The organism is Micromonospora sp. NPDC049903, assembly GCF_044460945.1.
In the GTDB taxonomy this organism is placed as follows: domain Bacteria; phylum Actinomycetota; class Actinomycetes; order Mycobacteriales; family Micromonosporaceae; genus Micromonospora.
Genome location: NZ_JBITKL010000001.1, coordinates 877406 through 899456, shown reverse-complemented (window position 1 = coordinate 899456; position 22051 = coordinate 877406). Strand labels below are relative to the sequence as shown.

General features: G+C 72.2%; 18 protein-coding genes. 8 read left to right on the top strand and 10 right to left on the bottom strand.

The genetic code is table 11. The features are described 5' to 3' along the window. Positions 1–88: 88 nt before the first annotated feature. Entirely contained in the window at positions 89–871 is a 783-nt protein-coding gene (locus tag ACIBO1_RS03775) for an IclR family transcriptional regulator C-terminal domain-containing protein (RefSeq protein WP_350697416.1), read from the top strand. A 121-nt stretch (positions 872–992) separates the two neighbouring features. On the opposite strand, the gene ACIBO1_RS03770 is transcribed toward ACIBO1_RS03775, so the two are convergent. Next, the gene (locus tag ACIBO1_RS03770) at positions 993–3116 is read right to left on the bottom strand and encodes a PhoX family protein (protein ID WP_396741114.1); all 2124 of its coding nucleotides are present in this window, start codon (positions 3114–3116) and stop codon (positions 993–995) included. 243 nt (positions 3117–3359) lie between these two features. On the opposite strand from ACIBO1_RS03770, the gene ACIBO1_RS03765 reads away from it, so the two are divergent. Together ACIBO1_RS03765 and ACIBO1_RS03760 are read left to right on the top strand one after the other, a co-directional pair. Continuing rightward, positions 3360–3854, top strand: a complete 495-nt coding sequence (locus ACIBO1_RS03765) for a sigma-70 family RNA polymerase sigma factor (RefSeq protein WP_233527450.1) — start codon at positions 3360–3362, stop codon at positions 3852–3854. Further along, a complete protein-coding gene (locus tag ACIBO1_RS03760; protein ID WP_396741112.1) occupies positions 3851–4546 on the top strand; it encodes an anti-sigma factor family protein in 696 nt (231 codons plus the stop codon). The genes ACIBO1_RS03765 and ACIBO1_RS03760 overlap by 4 nt, the downstream gene beginning before the upstream one ends. 47 nt (positions 4547–4593) lie before the next feature. Here ACIBO1_RS03760 and rarD read toward each other — a convergent pair whose 3' ends face one another. From rarD to ACIBO1_RS03740, 4 genes are all read right to left on the bottom strand, one after another. After that, entirely contained in the window at positions 4594–5529 is a 936-nt protein-coding gene (gene rarD / locus ACIBO1_RS03755; protein WP_396741110.1) for an EamA family transporter RarD, read from the bottom strand. After that, positions 5526–6023: a GNAT family N-acetyltransferase gene (locus ACIBO1_RS03750; RefSeq protein ID WP_396741108.1), complete on the bottom strand. Its 498-nt coding sequence runs from the start codon at positions 6021–6023 to the stop codon at positions 5526–5528. The genes rarD and ACIBO1_RS03750 overlap by 4 nt, the downstream gene beginning before the upstream one ends. A 126-nt stretch (positions 6024–6149) precedes the next feature. After that, positions 6150–6536: a phage holin family protein gene (locus tag ACIBO1_RS03745; RefSeq protein ID WP_396741106.1), complete on the bottom strand. Its 387-nt coding sequence runs from the start codon at positions 6534–6536 to the stop codon at positions 6150–6152. Between the two features lie 45 nt (positions 6537–6581). Then, on the bottom strand, positions 6582–8444 hold the full coding sequence (locus tag ACIBO1_RS03740; RefSeq protein WP_396741104.1) for a type VII secretion protein EccE: 1863 nt from the start codon (positions 8442–8444) through the stop codon (positions 6582–6584). A 194-nt stretch (positions 8445–8638) separates the two neighbouring features. On the opposite strand from ACIBO1_RS03740, the gene ACIBO1_RS03735 reads away from it, so the two are divergent. Both ACIBO1_RS03735 and ACIBO1_RS03730 read left to right on the top strand, forming a co-directional pair. Further along, complete coding sequence (locus tag ACIBO1_RS03735; RefSeq protein ID WP_396741102.1) at positions 8639–8962, top strand: WXG100 family type VII secretion target; 324 nt, start codon at positions 8639–8641, stop codon at positions 8960–8962. A 26-nt stretch (positions 8963–8988) separates the two neighbouring features. Continuing rightward, positions 8989–9282, top strand: coding sequence for a WXG100 family type VII secretion target (locus tag ACIBO1_RS03730; protein WP_350697408.1), 294 nt, complete (start codon positions 8989–8991; stop codon positions 9280–9282). A 76-nt stretch (positions 9283–9358) separates the two neighbouring features. Here the strand turns inward: ACIBO1_RS03730 and mycP are convergent, their stop codons facing one another. Beyond that, positions 9359–10591, bottom strand: coding sequence for a type VII secretion-associated serine protease mycosin (gene mycP, locus ACIBO1_RS03725; RefSeq protein WP_396741099.1), 1233 nt, complete (start codon positions 10589–10591; stop codon positions 9359–9361). Between the two features lie 151 nt (positions 10592–10742). On the opposite strand from mycP, the gene ACIBO1_RS03720 reads away from it, so the two are divergent. Together ACIBO1_RS03720 and ACIBO1_RS03715 are read left to right on the top strand one after the other, a co-directional pair. Further along, positions 10743–14045 carry an SseB family protein gene (locus ACIBO1_RS03720; RefSeq protein ID WP_396741097.1) on the top strand — a complete coding sequence of 1101 codons (3303 nt, stop codon included), beginning with the start codon at positions 10743–10745 and terminating at the stop codon, positions 14043–14045. Continuing rightward, positions 14042–14407, top strand: a complete 366-nt coding sequence (locus ACIBO1_RS03715; RefSeq protein ID WP_350697405.1) for a hypothetical protein — start codon at positions 14042–14044, stop codon at positions 14405–14407. The genes ACIBO1_RS03720 and ACIBO1_RS03715 overlap by 4 nt, the downstream gene beginning before the upstream one ends. Before the next feature lie 7 nt (positions 14408–14414). Here the strand turns inward: ACIBO1_RS03715 and ACIBO1_RS03710 are convergent, their stop codons facing one another. From ACIBO1_RS03710 to acs, 3 genes are all read right to left on the bottom strand, one after another. Beyond that, positions 14415–15347 (bottom strand): alpha/beta fold hydrolase, encoded by a 933-nt coding sequence (locus ACIBO1_RS03710; protein WP_396741095.1) that lies wholly within the window; start codon positions 15345–15347, stop codon positions 14415–14417. A gap of 121 nt (positions 15348–15468) precedes the next feature. Further along, on the bottom strand, positions 15469–17868 hold the full coding sequence (locus ACIBO1_RS03705; RefSeq protein ID WP_396741512.1) for an immune inhibitor A domain-containing protein: 2400 nt from the start codon (positions 17866–17868) through the stop codon (positions 15469–15471). Between the two features lie 284 nt (positions 17869–18152). Beyond that, positions 18153–20147 (bottom strand): acetate--CoA ligase, encoded by a 1995-nt coding sequence (acs, locus tag ACIBO1_RS03700; protein ID WP_396741093.1) that lies wholly within the window; start codon positions 20145–20147, stop codon positions 18153–18155. Positions 20148–20391: 244 nt separating this feature from the next. Between acs and ACIBO1_RS03695 the strand changes: the two genes are divergently transcribed. Beyond that, on the top strand, positions 20392–21138 hold the full coding sequence (locus tag ACIBO1_RS03695; RefSeq protein ID WP_396741091.1) for an oxidoreductase: 747 nt from the start codon (positions 20392–20394) through the stop codon (positions 21136–21138). A gap of 13 nt (positions 21139–21151) precedes the next feature. On the opposite strand, the gene ACIBO1_RS03690 is transcribed toward ACIBO1_RS03695, so the two are convergent. Beyond that, positions 21152–21955: an HAD family hydrolase gene (locus tag ACIBO1_RS03690; RefSeq protein ID WP_350697401.1), complete on the bottom strand. Its 804-nt coding sequence runs from the start codon at positions 21953–21955 to the stop codon at positions 21152–21154. Positions 21956–22051: the final 96 nt, after the last annotated feature.

The window sequence follows — 22051 nt, the reverse complement described above, 5'->3', positions numbered from 1 at the left end:
CCGACGAACGGTGATCCTCCACCCGATCAGGCGTTTCGCGCCGGGCTCCTTTTTCATATGGTGTAAGTCCCCGGTGGCGGAGGTGGTTGTGCGTGACCCCCTGGCGGAACCTTCGGACCTGATCCGAAGCGTCTCCCGCGCACTTCGAGTGCTCGAGTCGGTCGGCCGTGCCCCGCGGGGGCTGACGGTGAAGCAGATCGCCCGGCGATGCGAGCTGACCGTGGCCACGACGTACCACCTGGTCCGCACACTCGCGTACGAGGGTTACGTGATCCGCCGGGAGGACGGCACGTACATCGTGGGGCTGGAGGTGGCCGACCGCTACCGCGAGTTGGTCGCCGCGTTCCGGGGCTCGCCCGCAGTCGGGGAGAACCTGCGTCGGGCGGCCATCGAGACCGGGTGGAGCCACTACCTCGGCCGCTTCGTGGGCGGCCAGGTCGCCATCACCGCCGTCGCGGAGGGGAACCGCTCGCCGTACCTGGAGGATCTCGTCCCCGGGTTCGACGAGGGCGCGCATGCGACCGCGCTCGGAAAGGCGCTGCTCGCCACGCTCACCGCCGAGCAGCGGCACCGCTACCTGCGGGAGTACGGCATGCGGCCGTTCACCAGCGCCACCCTGACCACACCCGAGGCGTTCGAGGCCGATCTGGCGGCCGGCGAGCGGCGCGGTATGCAGCTCGAACTGGGTCAGTTCCGGCAGGGGGTGGCCTGCGCGGCCGTCCTGGTCACCCCGGACAAGGACATGGAACGGCGTACGGTGCTGGCCTGTGCGCTGCCGGCCAGCGAGATGATGACCTCCGCCCGGGTGGTCCGGACGAAGCTGATCGCCACCGCCCGCGCGATCGCCGAGTGCCTGGCCGCCGAGAACTGACCGGAGCCGACCGAGCCGCCGCCGAGAACCGAGCCGCCGAGGGCTGACCCGGCGCGAGACGGCCCCCTTCCTGGTGGGAAGAGGGCCGTCGGGAAGCGGCCGGCGCGAAGCCGGGGCGGGGTCAGCTACCGACCGGTCCGCCGTCCAGCCGCCAGGTCACCACCACGCCGGGTTTGGCGTAGTCGCCGTCCGGCCAGGTGGAGGCCGGGTTGTCGACCGAGGCACCGGTGACCTCGCCCGGGTGTTGCACGGCGACGAAGAGCGAGCGGTTGTCGCCGGTTATGAACGGCCCGCAGGTCTCCGCGCCACGCGGCACGGTGAGGAACTGCTTGAGGTGACCACGCTCCGGCCCTTCGGTCGGCGTGGCGAAGAGGCCGTCGTTGCTGCCCAGGGCGTTGCCGTCGGTGGAGATCCAGAGGTTGCCGGTGGCGTCGAAGGCCACGTTGTCCGGGCAGGAGATCGGCGACACCTTGGTCTTGTCGTACCCGGAGAAGTAGGTCGACGGGTCCGCCGGGTCGCCGCAGACGATCGGCAGCGACCAGGTGAACGTCTCGGCGGTGTTGTCGCCCCGGTGCTCGACCAGCTCCAGGATCTGCCCGTGCCGGTTGTTGCTGCGCGGGTTGGCCTCGTCCGGCCCGGGGTTGCTGCCGACACCCCGGTTGGTGTTGTTGGTCAGCGCCACATAGACCTTGCCGGTGAGCAGGCTCGGCTCGACGTCCTCCGGGCGGTCCATCTTGGTCGCGCCGACCTTGTCACCGGCGAAGCGGGTGAAGGTGAGCACCTCGGCGGCGGTCATCCCGTCCACGAAGGACCGGTTGCCGCTGACCAGCTTGATCCAGCGGCCCTTGCCGTCGAAGGCGCCGTCCGAGGGCAGCCGGCCGGACCCGTCGATCTCGGCGGCGCTGGTCTGGTCGAGCCGGGCGACATAGAGCGTGCCGGACTCCAGCAGCGTCAGGTTGTGCTTGCGGGCGACCCAGGAGTTGCCCTTCATGAACGTGCGGTCCGAGACGAACTTGTACAGGTAGTCGAAGCGCTCGTCGTCGCCCATGTACGCGACCACGTGCCCGCTGCGGGCCACGATGACGTTCGCGCCCTCGTGCTTGAAGCGGCCCAGCGCGGTGTGCTTGCGGGGACGGCTCTCCGGGTCGTACGGGTCGATCTCCACGATCCAGCCGTGCCGGTTCGCCTCGTTCGGGTGCTTGGCCAGGTCGAAGCGGTCGGCGGCGCGGTCCCACTTGCGGTTGCCGCTGGGGTATCGGGTGGTGGTGTTGATGCCGTACCGGGCCAGCCGGGGCTTGTCCGCCGCCGGTGCGGCGTCGCCGCCGACGAAGTACTGGTTGAAGTTCTCCTCGCCGGAGAGCACCGTGCCCCACGGGGTCACCCCGCCGGCACAGTTGTTCAGCGTGCCGACGACCGTACGCCCCTTGGGGTCGGCGGCGGTCTTCACGAAGGCCGAGCCGGCGGCCGGACCGGTCAGCTCGAAGGTGCTGCTCAACGCGTCGACCCGCCGGTTGTACGGGCGGCGGCCCGAGGTGACCGCACGCCACTGCCCGGTGCCGGCGACCCGCTCGATCTCCACCACCGACATGCCGTGCGCGGCCATCGACACCTTCACCTGCTCGACGGTGAGCGCGTCGAGGCTGGTGAAGCCGGGGAACATCAGGTCCTCGTTGGTGTACTCGTGGTTGACCACGAGCAGTGCCCGCCGTCCGCCCTTGTCCAGCGGCAGCACACCGACGAAGTCGTTGTTGTAGCCGAACTGCCGGGCCTGTGCGGCGGCGGTCTGCCGGCGCAGGTCGAAGGCGGGTGCGCCGGGCAGCACCGGGTCGCCCCAGCGGATGACGACCGCGTGGTCGTAGCCGTTCGGCACCACGAAGGTGTCCAGCGTGTTCGGCGGGATCGACGAGAAGGTCAGTGCCCCGCTGCCGACGCCCCGGCCGCCGGCGGCGAAGGTGGTGGTCTCGGGCACCACCGGGGAGCCCGGCGCCGCCGCGGCGGCACCGCCGCCGGCCAGCGCACCGGCGCCACCGCCGAAGCCGAGTACCAGCGCGCCGACCGCCCCGGCGCGGACCAGGCCACGGCGGGAGACCTCGGCGTCGACCAGGTCGCCGAAGTAGGCGTTGTCGGAGGTGTTGGGCACCGGGTGGTCGCAGGCGTTGCCGCAGCGGTAGAGACAGGTCATGGCGTCGCGGCTGCCGTGGCGGGGAGTGCCCAGCAGCGGGAGCAGCCGGGGACGGTCGCTCATGGGAGGAGCCTCCTGAGGGTCACGCACGCCGGTGCAGCTCACCGACGGGTACGCGCCGGACGCTAGGAGGGCGTGGTGAGCGGTAATCGGCGTCGATGTGAACCCGCGATGAACTCCCCCGTCGGGAATCCCAGGTCGCGCAGGCGGTGAACCGATCGGCGTGACCGCACGTATCCCTGGTCGTAACGCCGCGCCCGCTCGGTCGAGAGCGAGGAGAGGACCATCAGCGACCACGACGCCCACCTGCTGCGCGCCCTGCACGACGAGCATGCCGAGGCGCTGTACGCGCACGCGTTGCGGCTGGTCAACGGCGACCGGCAGCGCGCCGAGGACCTGGTGCAGGAGACGCTGCTGCGGGCCTGGCGGCACCCGGAGTCACTCGACCCCCGGCGCGGTTCGGTCCGCGCCTGGCTGTTCACCACCGCACGCAACCTCGCCATCGACGCCTGGCGGCGACGGTCGACCCGGGTCGGCGAGGTCTACACCGACGAGCTGCCCGAGCCCAGCGAGGTCGTCGACGAGACGGAACGCGCCGTGGAGGCGTGGACCGTGGCGGAGGCGCTCAACCGGCTCAGCCCGTCCCACCGTGACGTTCTCGTCGAGTGCTTCTACCAGGGCCGTTCGGTGTCCGAGGCAGCCTCCCGGCTCGGGGTGCCGCCGGGCACCGTGAAGTCCCGTACCCACTACGCGCTGCGCTCACTACGGTTGGTGCTGGCGGAGATGGGGGTGACCGGATGAGCCGCTGCGACTACGCCTTCGACGACGGCGCGTACGTGCTGGGTGCCCTCTCACCCGCCGACCGGGCCGCGTACGAACGGCACCTCGTCGGCTGCCCCGACTGCCAACAGTCGGTCTCCGAGATCGCCGTGCTCCCCGGCCTGCTCGGTCGGCTGGACCCGTCGAGCCTGGAGCAGTTCCTCCCACCGCCGGAGAACCCCCGGGTGCCCGAGCTGCTCAACGCCGCGCGGGACCGCCGGCGTCGGGAGCGGCAGGCCAACCGGCTGCGGTACGCGGTCACCGGCCTCGCGGCGGCGGCGTTCGCCCTGCTGGTCGGCTTCGGCGTGGCGACGATGCTGCCGAGCGAGCAGCCGGGCCGGCCACCGTTGGCACAGGTGCGTCTGGTCGCGATGGAGCCGGTGACCGGGTCGGTGCCGGTGCACGCCGAGATCGGCCTGCGGCACACCGACTGGGGCACCGAGGTGACCATGCACTGCGGGTACGACGAGCACACCGGTTACGGCAAGGCGCACGCCTTCCGGCTGGTGGCGTACGGCCCGGACGGCGCGCAGGAGCAGATCGGCTCGTGGCGTGCCGCGCCCGGCGACGACCTGCGGATCACCGGTGCGACCCGGTTCACCAACGCCGAACTGGTCCGGCTGGAACTCATCCGCGCCGACGGCACCCCCGTGCTCGCCTACGACGTCCGCTGAGCCACCCGGCGTCGAACAGCGGACCGGCCAGCGTGAGGGCAGACCGGTCAGCGTGGGGCGGGCACCGCCGCCGCCGCGCCGACCTCGCTGTCCGGGCGCGCGCGCCGGTTGCGCCGGGCGTTGCGGAGCGCGTCGGCGGTGAAGACGATCAGCGCGAGCCAGACCAGCCCGAAGCCGACCAGGCGGGCCGGCGGCATCGGCTCGTGGAAGATCAACACACCACAGGCCAGTTGGATGATCGGCGCCACGTACTGGAGCATGCCCAGGGCGGTCAGCGGCAGCCGGTTCGCGGCGCCCGCGAAGAGCAACAGCGGGATGGCGGTCAACGCGCCGGCCAGCACCAGCAGCAACGCGTGCCCGACCGAGACCTGGCCGAAGGTGGCGTCGCCGGTGGTCGCGAGCCAGCCGAGGAACACCAGCGCCGGCACGGCCAGCACGGCGGACTCGACGAAGAGGCCCTCCGCCGGGGGCAACCCCAGCCGCTTCTTCACCAGGCTGTACCCGCCGAACGTGAAGGCCAGCGTCAACGCGAGGTACGGCAGCCGGCCGTAGTCGACGGTGAGGACGGCCACCGCCAGCGCACCGACCCCGAGCGCCGCCCACTGCGCCGGGCGCAGCCGCTCCCGCAGCACCAGGACGCCGAGCAGCACCACCACCAGCGGGTTGATGAAGTACCCGAGGGCGGTCTCCACCACACGGTCGGAGTTCACGCCGTAGATGTAGGTGAACCAGTTCACCGCGATCAGGGCGGCGGCGGCACCGACCCCGGCCAGGGCGCGCGGCCGACGCAGCAGGGCACGCAGGAACCCGATGTTGCGCATCACGGCGAGCAGCAGGGCGACGAACACCACCGACCAGATGACCCGGTGGGCCAGGATCTCCAGCGGGCCGGTCGGGCGCAGCAGCTTGAAATACAGCGGGAAGAACCCCCACAGCAGGTACGCGGCCAGGCCGTAGAGGTATCCGAGGCGCAGCGGTGTCACGTGTTCACCGTAAGGGGCGGATCGCCCTGTGGATCCTTGCTGGTGAGCGGGGTCACGCTCGGCTCCCGGCGATCGAACTCCATCCACCGGTCCGCGCGTACGACGGTGAAGCCGAGTTTCGCGTACACCCCGTGCGCGTCGTTGGTGGCCAGCAGGATCCGGCGTACGCCGATCTCGGCGAGATGGTCGCGGACGGCACCGGCCAGCCAGGTGCCCAACCCGTGTCCGCGTTCGGCCCGGTCCACATAGACGTCGCAGAGATAGCCGAAGGTGGCCCGATCCGTGATCACCCGGGCGACGGCGACCTGTCGGCCGTCCGTCGGGCGGTACACGCCGAACCCGAGCGAGCCGGCGAACGCCGCACCCACCGTCGCGCGGTCCCGCCCGAGCGCCCAGTACGCGTCGGTGGAGAGCCAGGTGTGCACCAGATCCAGGTCGAGCAGATCGGGCGAGGTGCTGATCGTGTAACCGTCGTGACGGGTCCGGGTGAACATCCTCGGGATCCTAGGACCCGACCATTCACCCTTCGTGATCCGGGCGGTCACCGTCGGTGTCGACGGTGACCGCCCGGCGGACGGTCGGTCGAGCGGCCGACGAGGTCGAGCCGCCCGGTTCGGGAGTCAGTCGCGGTCGAGGATGGCGCCGAGGATCCAGGTGACGATGCCGACGAAGAGCGCACCCAGCACCGCGGCGGGCCAGAAGCCGTCCACGTCGAAGGGCAGCCCCACCTGGTCGGCGATCCAGCCGGTGAGCAGGAACAGCAGACCGTTGACCACCAGTGCGATCAGGCCGAGGGTGAGCAGGTAGAAGCCACACCCGACGGTCTTGATGATCGGCTGGAGCACCCCGTTCACCACGCCGAAGATCACCGCGACGAGGACCAGCGTCAACACCGTCTCACCGAACGACTCGGTGTTCAGGGAGATGCCGGGGATGATCACAGTGGCCAGCCAGAAGGCCACCGCCGTGGCGCCGACCCGGATCAGTAGACCTTTCAGAAAACCCATGGCGGGCATGGTGTCACGGCCTGCGTACCGGCGAAACCCGCGAGATCAACTCGGCCGGTGCCGGAGGGGTGCCCCGATGAGCTGCGCCTCGATCGGTGTGACGGCCAGCAGCGCCCAGCGCAGGGCGCGCCGGTTGACCACCGCCACCATGTCGGGCCGACTGCGTGCCAGCCACTGCGCGGCGTCGCCGAGGCCCAGCGCGGTGCCCGCGACCGCCGATCCGGCCCGGCTCAGCGGCGACAGCACCGCCAGGTCGGCGCGGGCCAGCGCGTCCGCGTCGGCCGGGGTCAGTTCGTCGCGTACCAGCAGGGTGGTCTGCCAGGGGGCACCCGGGCGCGGGCCCGGAGGCGGTGGCGGCGCGTCCCGCACCACGAGCACCGGGGACAGCGGGGTCGCGGGCGGAAGCTGCGCCGGGCGGTCCGGTGGCACCAGCGGGATCGTCCGACCGGGTACGCCGACACCACGCACGAAGGGTTCCCAGGCGTGTGGCCGGGTGGTCTGGACCACCACCCGGGCACCGAGCGCCATCGCCCGCACGGCGACCAGCTGGGCGGTGCGCACCCCGCCGACGAGCATCACCCGGGTGCTCTCCGGCCGGAACAGCCGGACGGCGACGGGTCCGCCGTGCCGGTTGGTGCCGAGCATCAACCCGGCCGAGCCGTACGGCAGCGTCGACTCCGGGGCGTCCGTACCGGGCGGTGTCGACGGGGCCCGGCGACGCGTGACCGGCTGACCTGGCAGCGCCAGCGGGAGCGTGCCGGCGAAGCCGTCCAGGTGGGCGCCGTCGTTGCGGACGAGCACCCCACCGGCGGCCGTCACGACCTGCTCCAGTGCTCGACCGGCGGCGGACAGCTCGGCCGGCGTCGCCGCGCTCAGACGGACGGTCAGGTCGGTCCGGCCCGGTGCCTCGGTGTCGGCGTGCAGCGACACCGTGGTGGCGGTCACCGGCAGCGCGGACAGCCGGGGCACCAGCCGACCCACCGGCTCCGTCGGCGAGTGCCGCAGCACGAAGGTGCTCTGGAGCAGTCCGCCGCAGCGGACGCCCTGCCAGGTCTCCCGGGGCACGCGGCCGTCGTGGTGCGCGAGCTCGGCGAGCATACGCAGGGTCGCCGGTGCGCCGAGCGGACGCACGGGCAGGGGCCGGAGCCGCCGCACCACCCGGCGTACGGTGCCGGCGAGCGCCCGCCGCAGCTCCTCCTCGGGCCAGCCCGCCACCCGTACCGCGCGCACGGCCAGCACCGCGCGCTCCCCGCCGGCCAGCCGCCCGTCGGTGAGCTGTCGGTACGAGGTGGCCAGCGGTCCGCCACCGGCCGCGACCGCCGGCGCCGCCGTGACGGTGAGCAGGAGTTGCACGCGTACCGGCGGCATGTCGGCGGTGCGGGCCGGCAGCAGCGCGGTGGGCGGCGGCAGCGAGCGGACGCCCGCGCCGAGCAGGTCGGCGGCGTCGCCGATGTCGAGCAGGGCCACCAGGCCACCCGGGTCGTCGATGGCGGCGGCCGGGGATCCGGCCAACTCGACGGGTCGGACGACGGCATCCGGGTCGACCAGGTCGAGCAGGGGCGTCGGGCGGTGCACCCGTCGACGGCGGGCCAGATAGCCCGTCCCGAGCCGTAGCCACTCGTGTAGCCACCGTCGGCGTACCCGACCCCAGGCGCCGACCAGCAGCGCGCCGGCGAGCAGGACGGCGGCGCTCGTCGGCAGCGTGCCCAGGCCCGGTGCGGCGACGAGCAGCGCCGCCGCCACCTGCGTGGTGACGACCTGACCGACCACCGGCCGGTACGCACGCAAGCTCCACTGTGGTCTGTTTCGGCCGTCGCCGGTGTCGGCTGGGCCGTCGACGGTACGGCGGGCGAGGGTGCCGGTGGTCGGCACTGCGGCCCGCCGGTCGATCACACCCCGCGACGTCATCGACGCCCATCGTAGTAGCCCGCCCGGCTGCCGCGTTGTCCACAGGGGAGCGCGGCGGGGTAGCAGAAATGCGATGGTGTCGCTACTGTCAGCGACGAGTTCTCGTTGGCCCGTCCCGCGTCGCGCCCGCCCTCCGGCGGCGCGGGTGGTGTGTCCATGGGCCAGCCACGATCGAGAGACGAGGTGACGTCGGGGTGTCCTCCCAGACCCAGGCAGAGGCTGCGGTGATGCAACAGACCGCGGCGAAGTTCGAGCAGACGGACCAGTCGTTGCAGTCGATGCTCAGTGGACTGCTGGCCCAGCTGGCGATTCTCCAGCAGGCCTGGCGCGGGGCGGGCGGCCGGTCGTTCGAGCAGGTCAAACAGCAGTGGGCGCAGGATCAGGCGAACCTGCAGCGGGCCCTTCGGGAGACCGCAGGCGCGATCCGCACCGCCGGCGTGAAGTACGACGCGTCGGACGCCGAGGCGGCCGGCCGGGTGTCCGCCACCAACCGCGGCGGCATCCAACTGCCGCTCTAGACCACGACCCAGGGGGAAGACTTCGGATGGAGAACGGTGTGCTGGTCGTCAACTTCGCCGCGCTGCAACAGGCCAGCGCGGACATCCAGCGGGCCTTGAACACGCTCGAATCACAGCTCGGTCAGCTTGAGCAGGATGCCGCTCCGCTGGTCGCGAGCTGGTCCGGCGAGGCGCAGCAGGCGTACGAGCAGCGTCAGGCCCGGTGGCGCAACGCCTCGCAGGACCTCCAGACGATGCTGCGCGACATCAAGGTGGCGGTGGACGAGTCCGCGACCGACTATCTCGACACCGAGAAGCGCAACGCCGGCCTGTTCCAGTGACGCAGGGCTGACGCCGACCGCCGCGCACGCGGCGGTCGGCGTCAGCCATCGACAATCGTCGGTCGGGGCGGTCGGCTCAGCGTGGGTCGGCGGGGCGCCACCGTCGCCGGACACCCTGCGGCACGAGGACGGCGGCCACCACGGTGACGGTCACCGCCAGCAGCCCGGCGGCGGTGAGCAGAGCGGCCCGTTCCCGCGCGGCGGCCCGCCGGGCCTGCTGTGCCACCAGCGCCGGGTCCGTCCGCTCCGCGTCCAGCCCGACCGCCGGTCGTGCGCGTGGCGTCGTGCCGTCCGCCTCGGTGACCGCCCGGTACGGATTGAGCACGCCCGCACCGTAGCCCTCGCCCGGAGCCGGATCGGCGGTCGCGAGGATCCGCCGGGCCACCTCCGCAGCGCTCAGGTCCGGGCGGTACTGGCGGACCAGAGCGGCGGTAGCGGCCACGAAGGGAGCGGCGTAACTGGTGCCCTCGGCCCGCTGGTGGCCGCGTCCGGGCGCGGCGATCAGCACGTCGGTGCCGGGTGCGACCAGGTCGACATAGGGGCCGGTCTGGGAGAACCCGGCCCGTGTCCCGTCGGCACCGATCGCGCCGACCCCGATCGCCGGCTCGTACGCGGCGGGGTAGGGGCGAGGGTCGCCCTCGCCGTGCAGGTTGCCGGCGGCGGCCACCACGACCACGTCCCGGGCTGCCGCGTAGGCGATCGCGGCGCGGACCGACGGCCGGTCGGCGTAGAGCACCACGGACAGGTTGATCACGTCGGCGCCGTTGTCGACCGCCCAGCGGATCGCCGTGGCGAACTCCTCCGGCGCGACCGCACGCCCCGCTCCCCGGCCGTCCACGACCTGCTGTTCGCTGACCCGGACCGGCAGGATCCGAGCGTTCGGCGCCAGACCGTGGAAGGCGACGCCGTCGTGCGGGGCGGCAGCGATGATGCTGGCCACGCCGGTGCCGTGGCCGACGCAGTCCCGGGTGCCGTCACCACCGGGGTCGAGCAGGTCGAGGCCGTCGAGCACCCGACCGGCGAGCTGCGGATGGCGGCGATCCACGCCCGAGTCGACCACCGCGACTGTCACCCCGGACCCGTCGGCCAGCGGCGACAGCCGCGTCGGGGCGTACCGCTGCTGCGGCCAGGGCTCGGTGACCACCGGCCGGGCCGGTGCCGGTGGCGAGGCACACTCCGGCGCGGCGGCAACCGCCGGGAAGCCGGCCGGCGCGGGCCGTGCGGTCGCGGCGGAGGCCGGTGTCGCGGGCCCGGCCAGCAGGGCGGCGGCCACCCCCGCGAGGAGCGGACGCGGGACGTTCCGGGACATCGACCGCCTCCGTATCGTGTCGACACCGGAACGGGATGTTAGCGCCCCTCGGCGAAGCGGGCGGACCGGCGACGGCCTGGCATTGTGATCTTGTGGACACCTTGTAGGTTGTAAGCGATACCTATGGCTGTGCCCGGGAGGAGGGGTGGCCGTGACCGACTGGGCGCCGGCCACCGAGGCCGAGGCGGCGATGCGGGACGCGCTGCGCGGCAACGACCAGCAGTTGTACTTCCGCACCCTGTCCCGGGTCGAGCTCCTGTTGCCGATCTCCGTCCAGCCCGTGCCAGGTCAGGTGCCGGCGGGTTGGGGCACCTGGACGACCGGTGGCCGCACGCACGTGTTGGCGTTCACCTCCGCCGAGGCGATGCGGTCCTGTCTCGGTGACCACGCCGGACCCAGCCGACGCTCCGGGTACGCCGAACTGGCCGCCGCTTGGCCCAACCACGAGTGGTGGCTGGCCGTCAATCCCGGCCTGCCGATCGAGGGCTACCTGCCGGCCTGGTACGTCTCCCAGTTGTCCCGGGGCGACGTCCGGCTGCCCGGGCGCACTGTTGGCGCACGAGCCCGGTTGGAACGGGTGGAGGCCCTGAACCGCGCGCGCGACGCCCGTACGCCGAGCACCCCGCCCGCCCCGGTCGGCACTCCACGGCCATCCGGCACCGGTCCGGGGCGCCCGGCCGCGCCCTCGCCGCAACCGGTGGCCCCGGCGGCTTTCCAGTTGCCCGAGTCACCGGTGGCGGCCCCCGGCACGGTGGCCGGTCCGCATCACCAGCAGCCCGGCGGAGCGTCGCCGGGTCGGCCCGATCCCGGTTGGGGTGCCCCTGCCCCGGACCGCGCCGCCGGTCAGGAGAGCCTGGGAAGCCGGCTCAGCGCCGTCGGCGGTGGCCGGGTGGAAGGGCAGGTCGGTCCGCCGCCGAGTCGGCCGATGCCGGCACCCGACGACGAGCCGACAGCCGCCGGTCCCGGCTGGCCGAGTACGCCGGACAGAGCGGCACCGCCGACCAACGGCCGGCCCGCCGACCCGGGTCAGGCACCTCGGAAGTCCTTCTTCGAGCCGGCGAACTCCCGCACCGGCCAGCGCGCCGACCGGCTGACCGACCGGGCGACCCCGCCGTCCCGACTGGCGGCCCGTGGTGCGCAGCCGTTCCCCCGGCGCGGCGCGGCCGGCGATTCGTCCGCTGAGGGAAAGACCCGCGCCTTCGACTTCACCGGTGCCGAGTCGGGCGCCCGTCCGGAGCCCGGTGGCGAGCCGACCCAGCGACTGCCGTCACCGGGTGGTGCGGTGCAGGAGCCGACCCGGCCGCTGCGGGTGTCCCCGCCGAACGGCTGGACGGCACCGGGTGGTCTCGCCGACGGCGGCGACCCCACCGAGGCGCTGCCTCCTCGCGGGCCGGCGGAGCCCACGGAGGAGTTGTCGGCCGCAGAGCCGGTCTCCAGCCCGCCCGCGCCCCGCCGTGGCTTCACCCCGATCGTCATCGAGGGCACCATCATCGAGGCCCGCGACCTCAGCTCGGTCGACGACGCCCCGCCCCGCCCGCACGAGCCCGCCCCCTTCCCGAGCACCGAGCCGACGGTGCGCGTCCCCCCGGTCGAGGCCGAGCCGACGGTGCGCGTCCCGGTTCCCGAGGCGGAGCCCACGATGCGGGTCCCGGTGTCGGAGGCGGAGCCGACCGTACGGGTCCCGGTGCCGGAAGCCGAGCCGACCGCGCAGGTTCCGTTGATGGAGGCCGAGCCGACCACGTGGGTGCCCACCGTCGGGGCCGAGCCGACCGCGCCGGTCCCGACGGTCGAGCCCGAGACGACGGCCTGGGTACCGACGGTGGAGCCCGAGACGACGGCCTGGGTGCCGACGGTGGAGCCCGAGACGACGGCGTGGGTGCCCACGGTCGAGGCCGAACCGACGGTCGAAGTGCCGTCTGCCGAGGCGCAGCCGACCGCGCCGGTTCCCTTGGTGGAGGCCGAACCGACCGCCTGGGTGCCCACGGTGGCGGATCCGACCGGGTGGATCCCGACGATCGGATCCGAGCCGACCGCCGAGGTGCCGACCGCCGGGGCCGAGCCGACCGCTGAGGTCCCGTCGGCCGAGGCCGAGACGACGGCGTGGGTGCCGACGGTCGAGGCCGAGCCGACCGCTGAAGTCCTGTCGCCGGGTTCCGAGCCGACTGCCGAGGTCACGTCGACCGGGTCCGAGGCGACGGCCGAGGTGCCGACGGTCGAGGCCGAGCCGACTGCTGACGTCCCGCTGGTTGGGGCCGAGCAGCAGACCGTCCTGCTTCGGGGAACGACGCCGGAGTCGGCGATCGAGACCGAGGTGATCACACCGCCGGTGTCGCCCACCCCCGGGCCGGCGGGGACAGACGGGTCGGGTGACGGGTCCGAGCCGACGGTGCAGAGTCCGGCGGCGACCACCTCGACCGCCGGACCGGAATCGCCAACCTCCGCCGCACCTACTGCCGCCCCGCCGCCGACCGTCGGTACCGACTTCACGCCGGCCAACGACGTCGAGGTGAACCTGCTGGAGGCGGCGGAGGCCGGCAGCACCGACACGTTCCTGTCCACGCTGCTGCTGGCCCGGGTCCTCATGCCGGTGGCGGCCGACTGCGTCGCGGGCACCCGGCCGGGCGACCCGGGCTTCGTCTGGCCCACCGTGCAACTGGACGGCCAGACCTTCGTGGTGGCGTACACCTCGCCGCAGCGGTTGGCCGACCACACCGACCCGGCCGCCGCCGAGACGCTCCAGGTCCGCTTCGTCCAGCTCATCCGCTGCTGGCCGGACACGTCGTGGTCGTTCGCGGTCAATCCCGGTACGCCGGTGGGGGCCAAGCTGCCCGGTGAACAGATCGTCGGGCTGGCCAACTGGGCCGCCGAACTCGGGCTCGGTGACGACCCGGAGCGGGAGACCGAGTCGACGGCCGAGCCGGCCGTGTCCTCCAGCAGCCCACGGGAGGCCGCACCGGTCGTCGACCCGGTGCGGCCGATCGTGATGCAGAAGGCGATCGCACCCAGCCAGCTCGGCTACTACCTGGAGCGTGGCTACGACCGGGTCTCCGGCTTCGTGCACCGGGCCGGTGAGCTGGCCCATCTCGACACCCCGGCAAAGCTGTACGGTGCGCTCGGCCTCAACCATCCCGAGTCGCCCTTCGCGGCCGACGCCGAACAGATCTACGTGCTGAGGTGGCCGGCGTACCGGCCCAGTCTCTACCGGATCCCGTACGGCGGGCAGAACGAGGCCGCCATGCGGGCGATGGAGGGCTGGGTGATCGAGCGTTCCCCGTTCCGGGGCAACGGCTTCGCCCCCGGCGAGAGTTCCGACGTGGTGGCCGAGTTCAAGGTGGACAGTGTCCGGCTGCCGCACGGTGCCCAACTGCTGCGGATCGGCGCGGACGGCACCGAACGGCTGGTCGCCGTGCTCGACACCGACACGCTCGCCTGGCGTCAGGTCGGTGAGCGGTGATGCGCGACGGCTACGTGGCCCGCTGGCGTGGCCGGGAGTACCAGGCCAGCCCGGACGGCGGCGAGATCCGGCTCTACCGGCCGGAGGCCGCCGACGGTTTCGAGGAGGTCCGCTCCGGCCGCTACGTCCGGGTCGTGCCGACCGCCGAGGTCGAGGAGTTGGCGTACGTCCGGACGACCTGCACCTGGCAGGGACAGCCGTTCATCGTGCTCGCCGTGCACGACGGGTGGCTGCGGGTCGAGTACACGGGCGGTCGGTGGCCGGTCGCCCAGGCCATGCGGCTGGAAGCCTTCGACTTCGGTGTCTACCAGGGCTGGGCGCCGGTCGGTGAGGTAACCGACGTCCGCGAACAGCGGATCTGAGCAGCGGTCAGGACTTCGTCCAGCGCAGGATCTCGCCCAGCACCAGCTCCGGCGTCTCCAGATGCGGGAAGTGCCCGACGTCGTCCAGCAGCCGCCACTCGTACGCCGCACTGACGTAACGCCCCGACCCCTGCGCGGTACGCGGCAACGAGGCCACGTCCAGCGCGCCGTGCAGTTGCAGGGTGGGCGTGACCAGGGGGCGCTGCATCAGCTTGACGAACCGGTACCCGTGCAGTCGCAGCACGGACCGGAACGCCCACCGGTAACCCTCCAGGGCGCAGAATGCGGCCTGTGGGATGCGCATCGCCTCCCGGTAGCGCTGGGCGTACCCGGCGAACTCCGGGCCGCCCACCCAGCGGGGCCCGCCCCAGCGGCGCAGGATCACCTCCACGGCCCGAGCGTCGTCCCGGGTGAGGACGTGCTCGTAGCGGGGAAGCTGGAACCTCAGCGCGGGCGTGGAGGCGGCGAACTGGCCACGCGGATCGGCGAAGATCGCGGCGCGCAGCCGTAGCGGGTGCGGTGCGCCGAGCACCACCAGCCGGCGAACCAGGTTGGGGTGGAACGAGGCCACCGTCCAGGCGATCATCCCGCCGGCACCGGCGCCGACCACGGTCGCCGAGCGTTCGCCGAGCGCGCGGATCAGACCGGCCACGTCGGCCGCGAGGGTGTAGCCGTCGTACCCCCGGGGTGGTTTGTCGCTGGCGCCGTAGCCGCGCAGGTCGACGGCGACGGCGCGGAAACCGGCGTCGGCGACCGCCGGCAGCATCTGCTGCCAGGCCCACCAGTGCTCGGGAAAGCCGTGCAGGAAGAGCACCATCGGACCGGTGCCCGCCTCCACGACGTGGAACCGGCTGCCGTTGGCGCCGACGAACCGGTGCGTCCACGGCCCCTCGGTGAGGACGCAGGATTCGTCGATGGCGTCGCCACGCTGCTCGGTCATGACCGACAGCCTATGACCCCGCCGCCGCCGGCCCGGGCGGGCCGACCGGACCACCGGGCCGGCAGGGGCGACGCCCCGGGCAGATGGGCTGCCCGGGGCGTCGTCGTGTCAGGTCGATGGCTCAGGAGAACCGGACCTTGGTGTAGATGCCGTCCTGCTCCAGCACCTTGATCTTGGTGCCGGTGGCCGGGAGCTTGACGCCGTGGTTGGGCAGCTCCGGGAACCAGTACTGCTTGGTGTCGTCGAACAGCGGCTGCGCGGCCTGACCCCGGATGTACTGGGGCTGGCTGTTGAGGTGCAGCGTGAACGAGTCCGCCTTCTTGAGGCTGAACGGCGCGTCGTACACCTGGATCCGAGCCCGCCAGGGCTGACCGGTCAGGTTGTAGATCGGCCGGGGCCGGGAGTCGATGATCAGGTTCCGGCCCTCGCCCGGGTGCGCGAACGTGTCGTTGTCCGACCACCGGGTGTTCCAGTACGAGATCAGCAGACCCTCCTGGTACGCGTAGTGGTCCACGAAGTCCGGCTTGGTGTTGGCGTACCCGAAGAAGTACGGGCCGGTCTTGAGGTACTTGTCGTACGAGATGTACTGCCGCGTCCCGGCGATGTAGTAGTTCGGGAAGCTGCGGGTGTACGTCTCCTCGACTACCTCGAACCCGCCGGCCAGCGTCCAGCCGGTGGCACCGTCCTCGGCACCGTCGACGAAGACCGTCTGCCCGTCGGCGGTCAGCGTGATCGCGTCACCGAAGAACCCGCCCTCGGCGACCGCGCCGTCCGTCTGGTAGCGCAGGCGGAACCCGACGCTGTTGCCGGCCACCGAGTCCAGCGGGACCTGGACGTCCACCCACTCGTCGTCGGTGCTGCCGTCCAGCGCGTACCGGCCGGGGGAGATCTCCTTGAACGGGCGGCCGTCGGCGGTGCCGGGCTGCGGCGTCCAGGTCTGCCCGCCGTCGGTGGAGGTCTCGAAGAACAGGTAGTCGAAGTCCGCCTCGATGCTGTAGCGGCCCTTCAGCGAGACGCTTGCCGATGACGCCCCACTCAGATCGAACGTCCTGGTCATGGTGCTGTTCAGGTCGTCGGCGTTGCCGGAGAAGAACTGCTTGTCGCCCTCGAACGGCGCACCGTTCTCGAACGTGTACTCCCGTTCGGGCAGCACCACCACGGCGGCCTGGGCCTCCTTGGTGTTGTATTCCTGTGGGCCGAGCACCAGCGTGCGCTTCTGCCCAGCCACGATCACCTCGTAGTCGAGCCAGCCGAGCTGGAGCTTGTTCCACGCACCGAGGTCACCGCCGCGCTCGCCGATACCGCCGTCGTTCTTGGCGCCGAGGCGGCTCTGGGCCATCAGGGTCCAGTGCTCGTTGTTGTTGTCGCCGCCGCTGATGACGTTGTAGTCGTCCGGCAGGCCGAGGTCGTGGGCGTACTCGTGGTAGAAGACGCTGCGACCGCCGTTCTCCGGCTGGATCGTGTAGTCACCGATCCAGATTCCGGTGTCGCCGATCTGGGTGCCGCCGGCCGGGAAGTTCGGCGGGCCGGTGCGTCCCTGGTCGGAGGCGTACGCGTACCAGCGGTGGCTCCAGATCGCGTCCTCGCCGTAGATCGGGTCGCCGTCGGCCATGTCACCACCGGCGTGCACGATCTGGAAGTGGTCGATGTAGCCGTCCGGCTCGTTGAAGTCGCCGTCACCGTCGTGGTCGTACCGGTCCCACTGGTCCATCGCCCGCACGTCGGCGGCGATCTCCGCGTCGGTCCGTCCGGCCGCCTTCTGGTCGGCGACCCACTTGTTGGCGGCGTCGCGCACCAGCGCCCACACGTTGTTGCAGACGATCCCGTCGCACGGGTAGCCGCTTGAGCGCCCGTACCGGGCCTGGTTGTAGTTGACCTTCACCCAGTCGGTGACGACACCGTCGACGCTGTAGCGCCCGGAGGACTGGGCCTCGTAGTACTGCTTCACCGACTCGTCGCCGGGGCCGGTGCCGAAGTACAGCTTCCGGAAGTGGTCGGCGTCGTAGTCCGGCTGCCAGACGGTGGAGTTGTCCACCCGGCGGTCCGGCTCCGGGATCTCGTTGTGCATCGGTCCGTCGAACCGAACCGGGCCGGGGGTGTCGGGGTCGGTGTCCTGGTCGGGGTAGTCCGGGTGTCGCTCGTTGCCGAACTCGGCGAGGATCACGAAGATCCGGTCGGTCTTCTCCCGCGACAGTTCGACGTACTGCTTCTCGGTCGGGCCCTTGCCGCCCTTGGTGGTCTTGGCGTTGCGGCCGGCCTTGCCACCCTTGGTGGCCCGCTCGCCGACCTTGACCACCGTGCTGCCGTTGATCCGCTCCGCCTCGGCCCGACCCGAGAGAACCTCGCTCAGACCCTGCTCGCGCAGGGCGCGGCGCTTGTCCTCCAGCGGGTTCGGCAGGTCGTGTTCGGCGTGGGCGGGCTCCGCGATCGACTGGGCCGACGGCACCGTGGCAGGCGCGGCGGCGGCGGAAGCGCCGACCGTCAACCCTGTCGCGGTCAGCGAGAGCCCGAGCAGACCCACTGCGACTTTCCGCACGTGGTACCTCCGGATTGAGGGAACCGGCCCGTCGGGGGTTGTGGACCGGTGAAATAGGCCCCTACGGATGGGGCCACTGGTGAACATAGGCACTCGTGGGGCTACAGGGGAAGGGGTATGCGTCGATTTTGTGGCACCGAGTTGTTGGCAGGCGTTTTCACTGTCACAGCCCTCGGCGGCGGCCACCCGACGTCCGCGCAGGTCCGGACAGACATCGACGGGTGGCGGTCCGCGTCGGACCGCCACCCGTCGAGTGGTACGCCTATCCGTCAGTCCTCGTCGGACTTGCCCCCGCCCATGCCGGAGGCGATCAGGTCCATCACCGACGAGTCCTGCAACGTGGTCACGTCGCCCAACGACCTGTTCTCCGCCACGTCCCGCAGCAGCCGGCGCATGATCTTGCCGGAGCGGGTCTTCGGCAGCTCCGGCACCAACATGATCTGGCGCGGCTTGGCGATCGGGCCGAGCGTCTTCGCCACGTGGTTGCGCAGGTCGGCGATGAGCTGCTCACCGGCCTCACCGGCGGTGTCGATGCTGCCGCGCGGGATCGCGAACGCCACGATCGCCTGACCGGTCGTCGGGTCGGTGGCGCCGACCACCGCCGCCTCCGCCACCGACGGGTGCGACACCAGCGCCGACTCCACCTCCGTGGTGGAGATGTTGTGCCCGGAGACCAGCATGACGTCGTCGACCCGGCCGAGCAGCCAGAGGTGCCCGTCGTCGTCCTTCTTTGCCCCGTCACCGGCGAAGTAGACCCACGGGTCGTCGGCGTTGCCGCTCACCCCCGCGCCGAACCGGGACCAGTACGTCTCGATGAACCGGTTGTCGTCGCCCCAGATGGTGCGCAGCATCGACGGCCACGGCTCCCGCAGCACCAGGTACCCGCCGCCGCCGTTCGGCACCGACTGACCCTGGTCGTCCACCACGTCGGCGCTGACACCCGGCAGCGGCGTCATCGCCGAACCCGGCTTCGCGGCGGTCACCCCGGGCAACGGCGAGATCATCATGGCGCCGGTCTCGGTCTGCCACCAGGTGTCCACGATCGGCAGTTCGCCCCGCCCGACGTGCTGCCTGTACCACATCCAGGCCTCGGGATTGATCGGTTCGCCGACGCTGCCGAGCAGGCGGAGCGTGGAGAGGCTGTACTCCGCGGGGATCTCGTCGCCCCACTTCATCATCGTGCGGATCAACGTCGGTGCCGTGTAGAGGATCGTGACGCCGTACTTGTCGACGATCTCCCAGAAGCGGCCCTTGTGCGGGGTGTCCGGGGTGCCCTCGTACATGACCTGGCTGACGCCGTTGGAGAGCGGGCCGTACACGATGTAGGAGTGGCCGGTCACCCAGCCGATGTCCGCCGTGCACCAGTAGACGTCGCTCTCCGGCTTCAGGTCGAAGACCGCGTGCGAGGTGTACGAGGTCTGGGTCAGGTACCCGCCGGTGGTGTGCAGGATGCCCTTCGGGCGGGCCGTGGTGCCGCTGGTGTACAGGATGAACAGCGGGTGCTCGGCGTCGAACGGCTGCGCGGCGTGCTCGGTCGACGCCTGCTCCACCGTCTCGTGCCACCAGTGGTCCCGCTCCGACCAGCCGACCTGCTCGCCGGTACGCCGTACCACCAGCACGTGCTCCACCGACGGGCAGTTCGCCACCGCGTCGTCCACGGTCGGCTTGAGCGCCGACGGCTTGCCCCGGCGGTAACCGCCGTCGGCGGTGATCACGACCTTGGCGGTGGCGTCCTGGATCCGGTTGGTCAGCGACTCGGCGGAGAAGCCGCCGAAGACCACGCTGTGCGTCGCGCCGATCCGGGCGCAGGCCAGCATCGCGACCGCCGCCTCCGGGATCATCGGCAGATAGATCGCCACCCGGTCACCGGCGACCACCCCGAGGTCGGTGAGGGCGTTCGCCGCCTGGCACGTCATCCGGTGCAGGTCGGCGTAGGTGATGGTCCGGGTGTCGCCCGGCTCGCCCTCCCAGTGGATCGCCACCTTGTCGCCCCGACCCGCCTCGACGTGCCGGTCCAGACAGTTGTACGCCACGTTGAGCTGCCCACCCACGAACCACTTCGCGAACGGCGGGGTCGACCAGTCCAACACCTGGTCCCACTGCTTCGCCCAGGTCAGCCGCCCGGCCTGGCGCTCCCAGAAGGCCAGCCGGTCGTTCTCGGCCTCGACGTACGCGTCCGCGGTGACGTTGGCGGCGGCGGCGAGTTCGGCCGGCGGCGGGAACTGGCGCGTCTCGTTCAGCAGATTGGCCAATGCCTCGCTCATGCGGTGACTCCTCGTCGCTCGGGGTGACCTGCCTCTCTTCCGGGCAGGTTAGCCGGGGCGGACGCGCCAGGCGACCGATCTCGTCCGCCCTCGTCGCCCAACGGCCCCTCCCACGCGCCGAGATGTAAGGAAGGGCACCTTATTAACGCCTCGTGCATAGGAAGGGTCCCTTCCTAACACCTGCGGCACCCCGCCACCGCCGACTCGTGCTCGGCGCGGACAGCCGGGTCGATAGCGTGACGGGATGACCGCCGACCCGCTCGCGCCCCTGCTCGACCTCGCCGACGTCGCCGACGCCGTCGCGCGCGCCCGCGCCCGCTTCGACCAGGCACTCGGCCACCGCGCGCTGCGCCGCCACGGCGGCCCGGTCGTGGCCGAGGTCGGCCTGCGGTCCGCGGTGGCCAGCGCCGGCCTGGAAGGCCGGCCCCACGACCGTGAGGCGGTACGCGCCGGCACCGTCACCGAACCGGTCCTCCAGGGCGCCCTGCGCGTCGCCGGTGCGCTCCCCGGGCTGATCGACCTCTGGCCCCGAGCGCCCCGACAGGCCCTCGCGAAGCTGCACGTACTCGCCGCCCGCGACATCGTCGACCAGCCCGACCTGGGCCGCCCGGTCGACGACCCGGTGGTGGCCGCCCGCCTCGACGCGCTGGCCGGGCTGGTGGCCGGCGGCACCAGGGTCACCCCGCTGGTGCTCGCCGCCGTGGTACACGGGGAACTGCTGAACCTGCGTCCCTTCGCCGGCCCCTCCGGCGTGGTGGCCCGGGGTGCGGCCCGCCTGGTGCTGCTGGCCAGCGGCGTCGACCCACGCGGCCTGCTGCCGGTCGACGTCGGGCACCGGGAACGCGAGCCGGAGTACGTCGGCGCGGCCGGAGCCTTCGCCACCGGGACACCCGACGGGCTCCGGTCGTGGCTACGCCACTACATGTCCGCCGTCGAGGTGGGCGCCGACCAGCTCACCGCCATCGGCGACGAGGTCCTGGCCGCCGCTTGACGAGGGGCGGGGATCAGGCCGAGCTGCCCGCGCGGGTCCGGCGGTGCCGCCCGTACCAGGCGATGCCGATCGCCACCCCGACACCCACGCCGAGCGCGGCCGCCGCCACCGGGACGCCCGGCCGCTCCCGCAGCCGCCGACCCAGCGGGATCGGGTGCCGGAACTCCAGCACCGGCCAGGCGTTCTCCACCGCGAGCTTGCGCAACTGCCGGTCCGGGTTGACCACGCTGGGATGCCCCACGCACTCCAACAACGGCCGATCGGTGTACGAGTCGGAGTACGCGAACGAGTCGGCCAGGTCGTACCCGCGCGCCTCGGCCAGCTCGCTGACCGCCTCGACCTTGCTCGGACCGGCCGCATAGAACTCGACCTCGCCGCTGTACCGCCCGTCCACCACACCCATCCGGGTGGCGATCACGTCGGTGACCCCGAGCAGCGCGCCGATCGGGCGGACCATCTCCTCGCCGGAGGCGGAGACCAGCACCACGTCCCGCCCCGCCGCCTGGTGCTCCTCGATGAGGGCGGCGGCCTCGGCGTACACGTAGGGGTTGATCAGCTCGTGCAGTGTCTCGGCGACGAGCTGGCGGACCTGCTCCACCTGCCACCCCTTGCACAGGGTGGCGAGGTAGTCCCTGGTTCTGGCCATGGTCTGCTCGTCGGTGCCGCCCAGCCGGAACATCAGCTGCGCGTACGCCGACTTGACGACGTCACGCCGAGTGATCAGCCCGTCCCGGTAGAACGGCCGACCGAACGCCAGGGCGCTCGACTTGGCGATGACGGTCTTGTCCAGATCGAAGAAAGCGGCACTTCGGCCCACGGCGCGAAAGTCTAGCCCGATGGTCTATCGTCGGCGGATGCCCGGGGGCCAAGGACCGTGCGGACCTGCGGGTCGGCCTCCCCGCCGCATGCGAAG

Coding starts and splice junctions, on each gene's coding strand:
- ACIBO1_RS03710 (WP_396741095.1), bottom strand. CDS start 15,347: ATGACCGAGCAGCGTGGCGACGCCATCGACGAATCCTGCGTCCTCACC.
- ACIBO1_RS03770 (WP_396741114.1), bottom strand. CDS start 3,116: ATGAGCGACCGTCCCCGGCTGCTCCCGCTGCTGGGCACTCCCCGCCAC.
- mycP (WP_396741099.1), bottom strand. CDS start 10,591: ATGTCCCGGAACGTCCCGCGTCCGCTCCTCGCGGGGGTGGCCGCCGCC.
- ACIBO1_RS03695 (WP_396741091.1), top strand. CDS start 20,392: ATGACCGCCGACCCGCTCGCGCCCCTGCTCGACCTCGCCGACGTCGCC.
- ACIBO1_RS03750 (WP_396741108.1), bottom strand. CDS start 6,023: ATGTTCACCCGGACCCGTCACGACGGTTACACGATCAGCACCTCGCCC.
- ACIBO1_RS03730 (WP_350697408.1), top strand. CDS start 8,989: ATGGAGAACGGTGTGCTGGTCGTCAACTTCGCCGCGCTGCAACAGGCC.
- ACIBO1_RS03740 (WP_396741104.1), bottom strand. CDS start 8,444: ATGACGTCGCGGGGTGTGATCGACCGGCGGGCCGCAGTGCCGACCACC.
- ACIBO1_RS03745 (WP_396741106.1), bottom strand. CDS start 6,536: ATGGGTTTTCTGAAAGGTCTACTGATCCGGGTCGGCGCCACGGCGGTG.
- ACIBO1_RS03760 (WP_396741112.1), top strand. CDS start 3,851: ATGAGCCGCTGCGACTACGCCTTCGACGACGGCGCGTACGTGCTGGGT.
- acs (WP_396741093.1), bottom strand. CDS start 20,147: ATGAGCGAGGCATTGGCCAATCTGCTGAACGAGACGCGCCAGTTCCCG.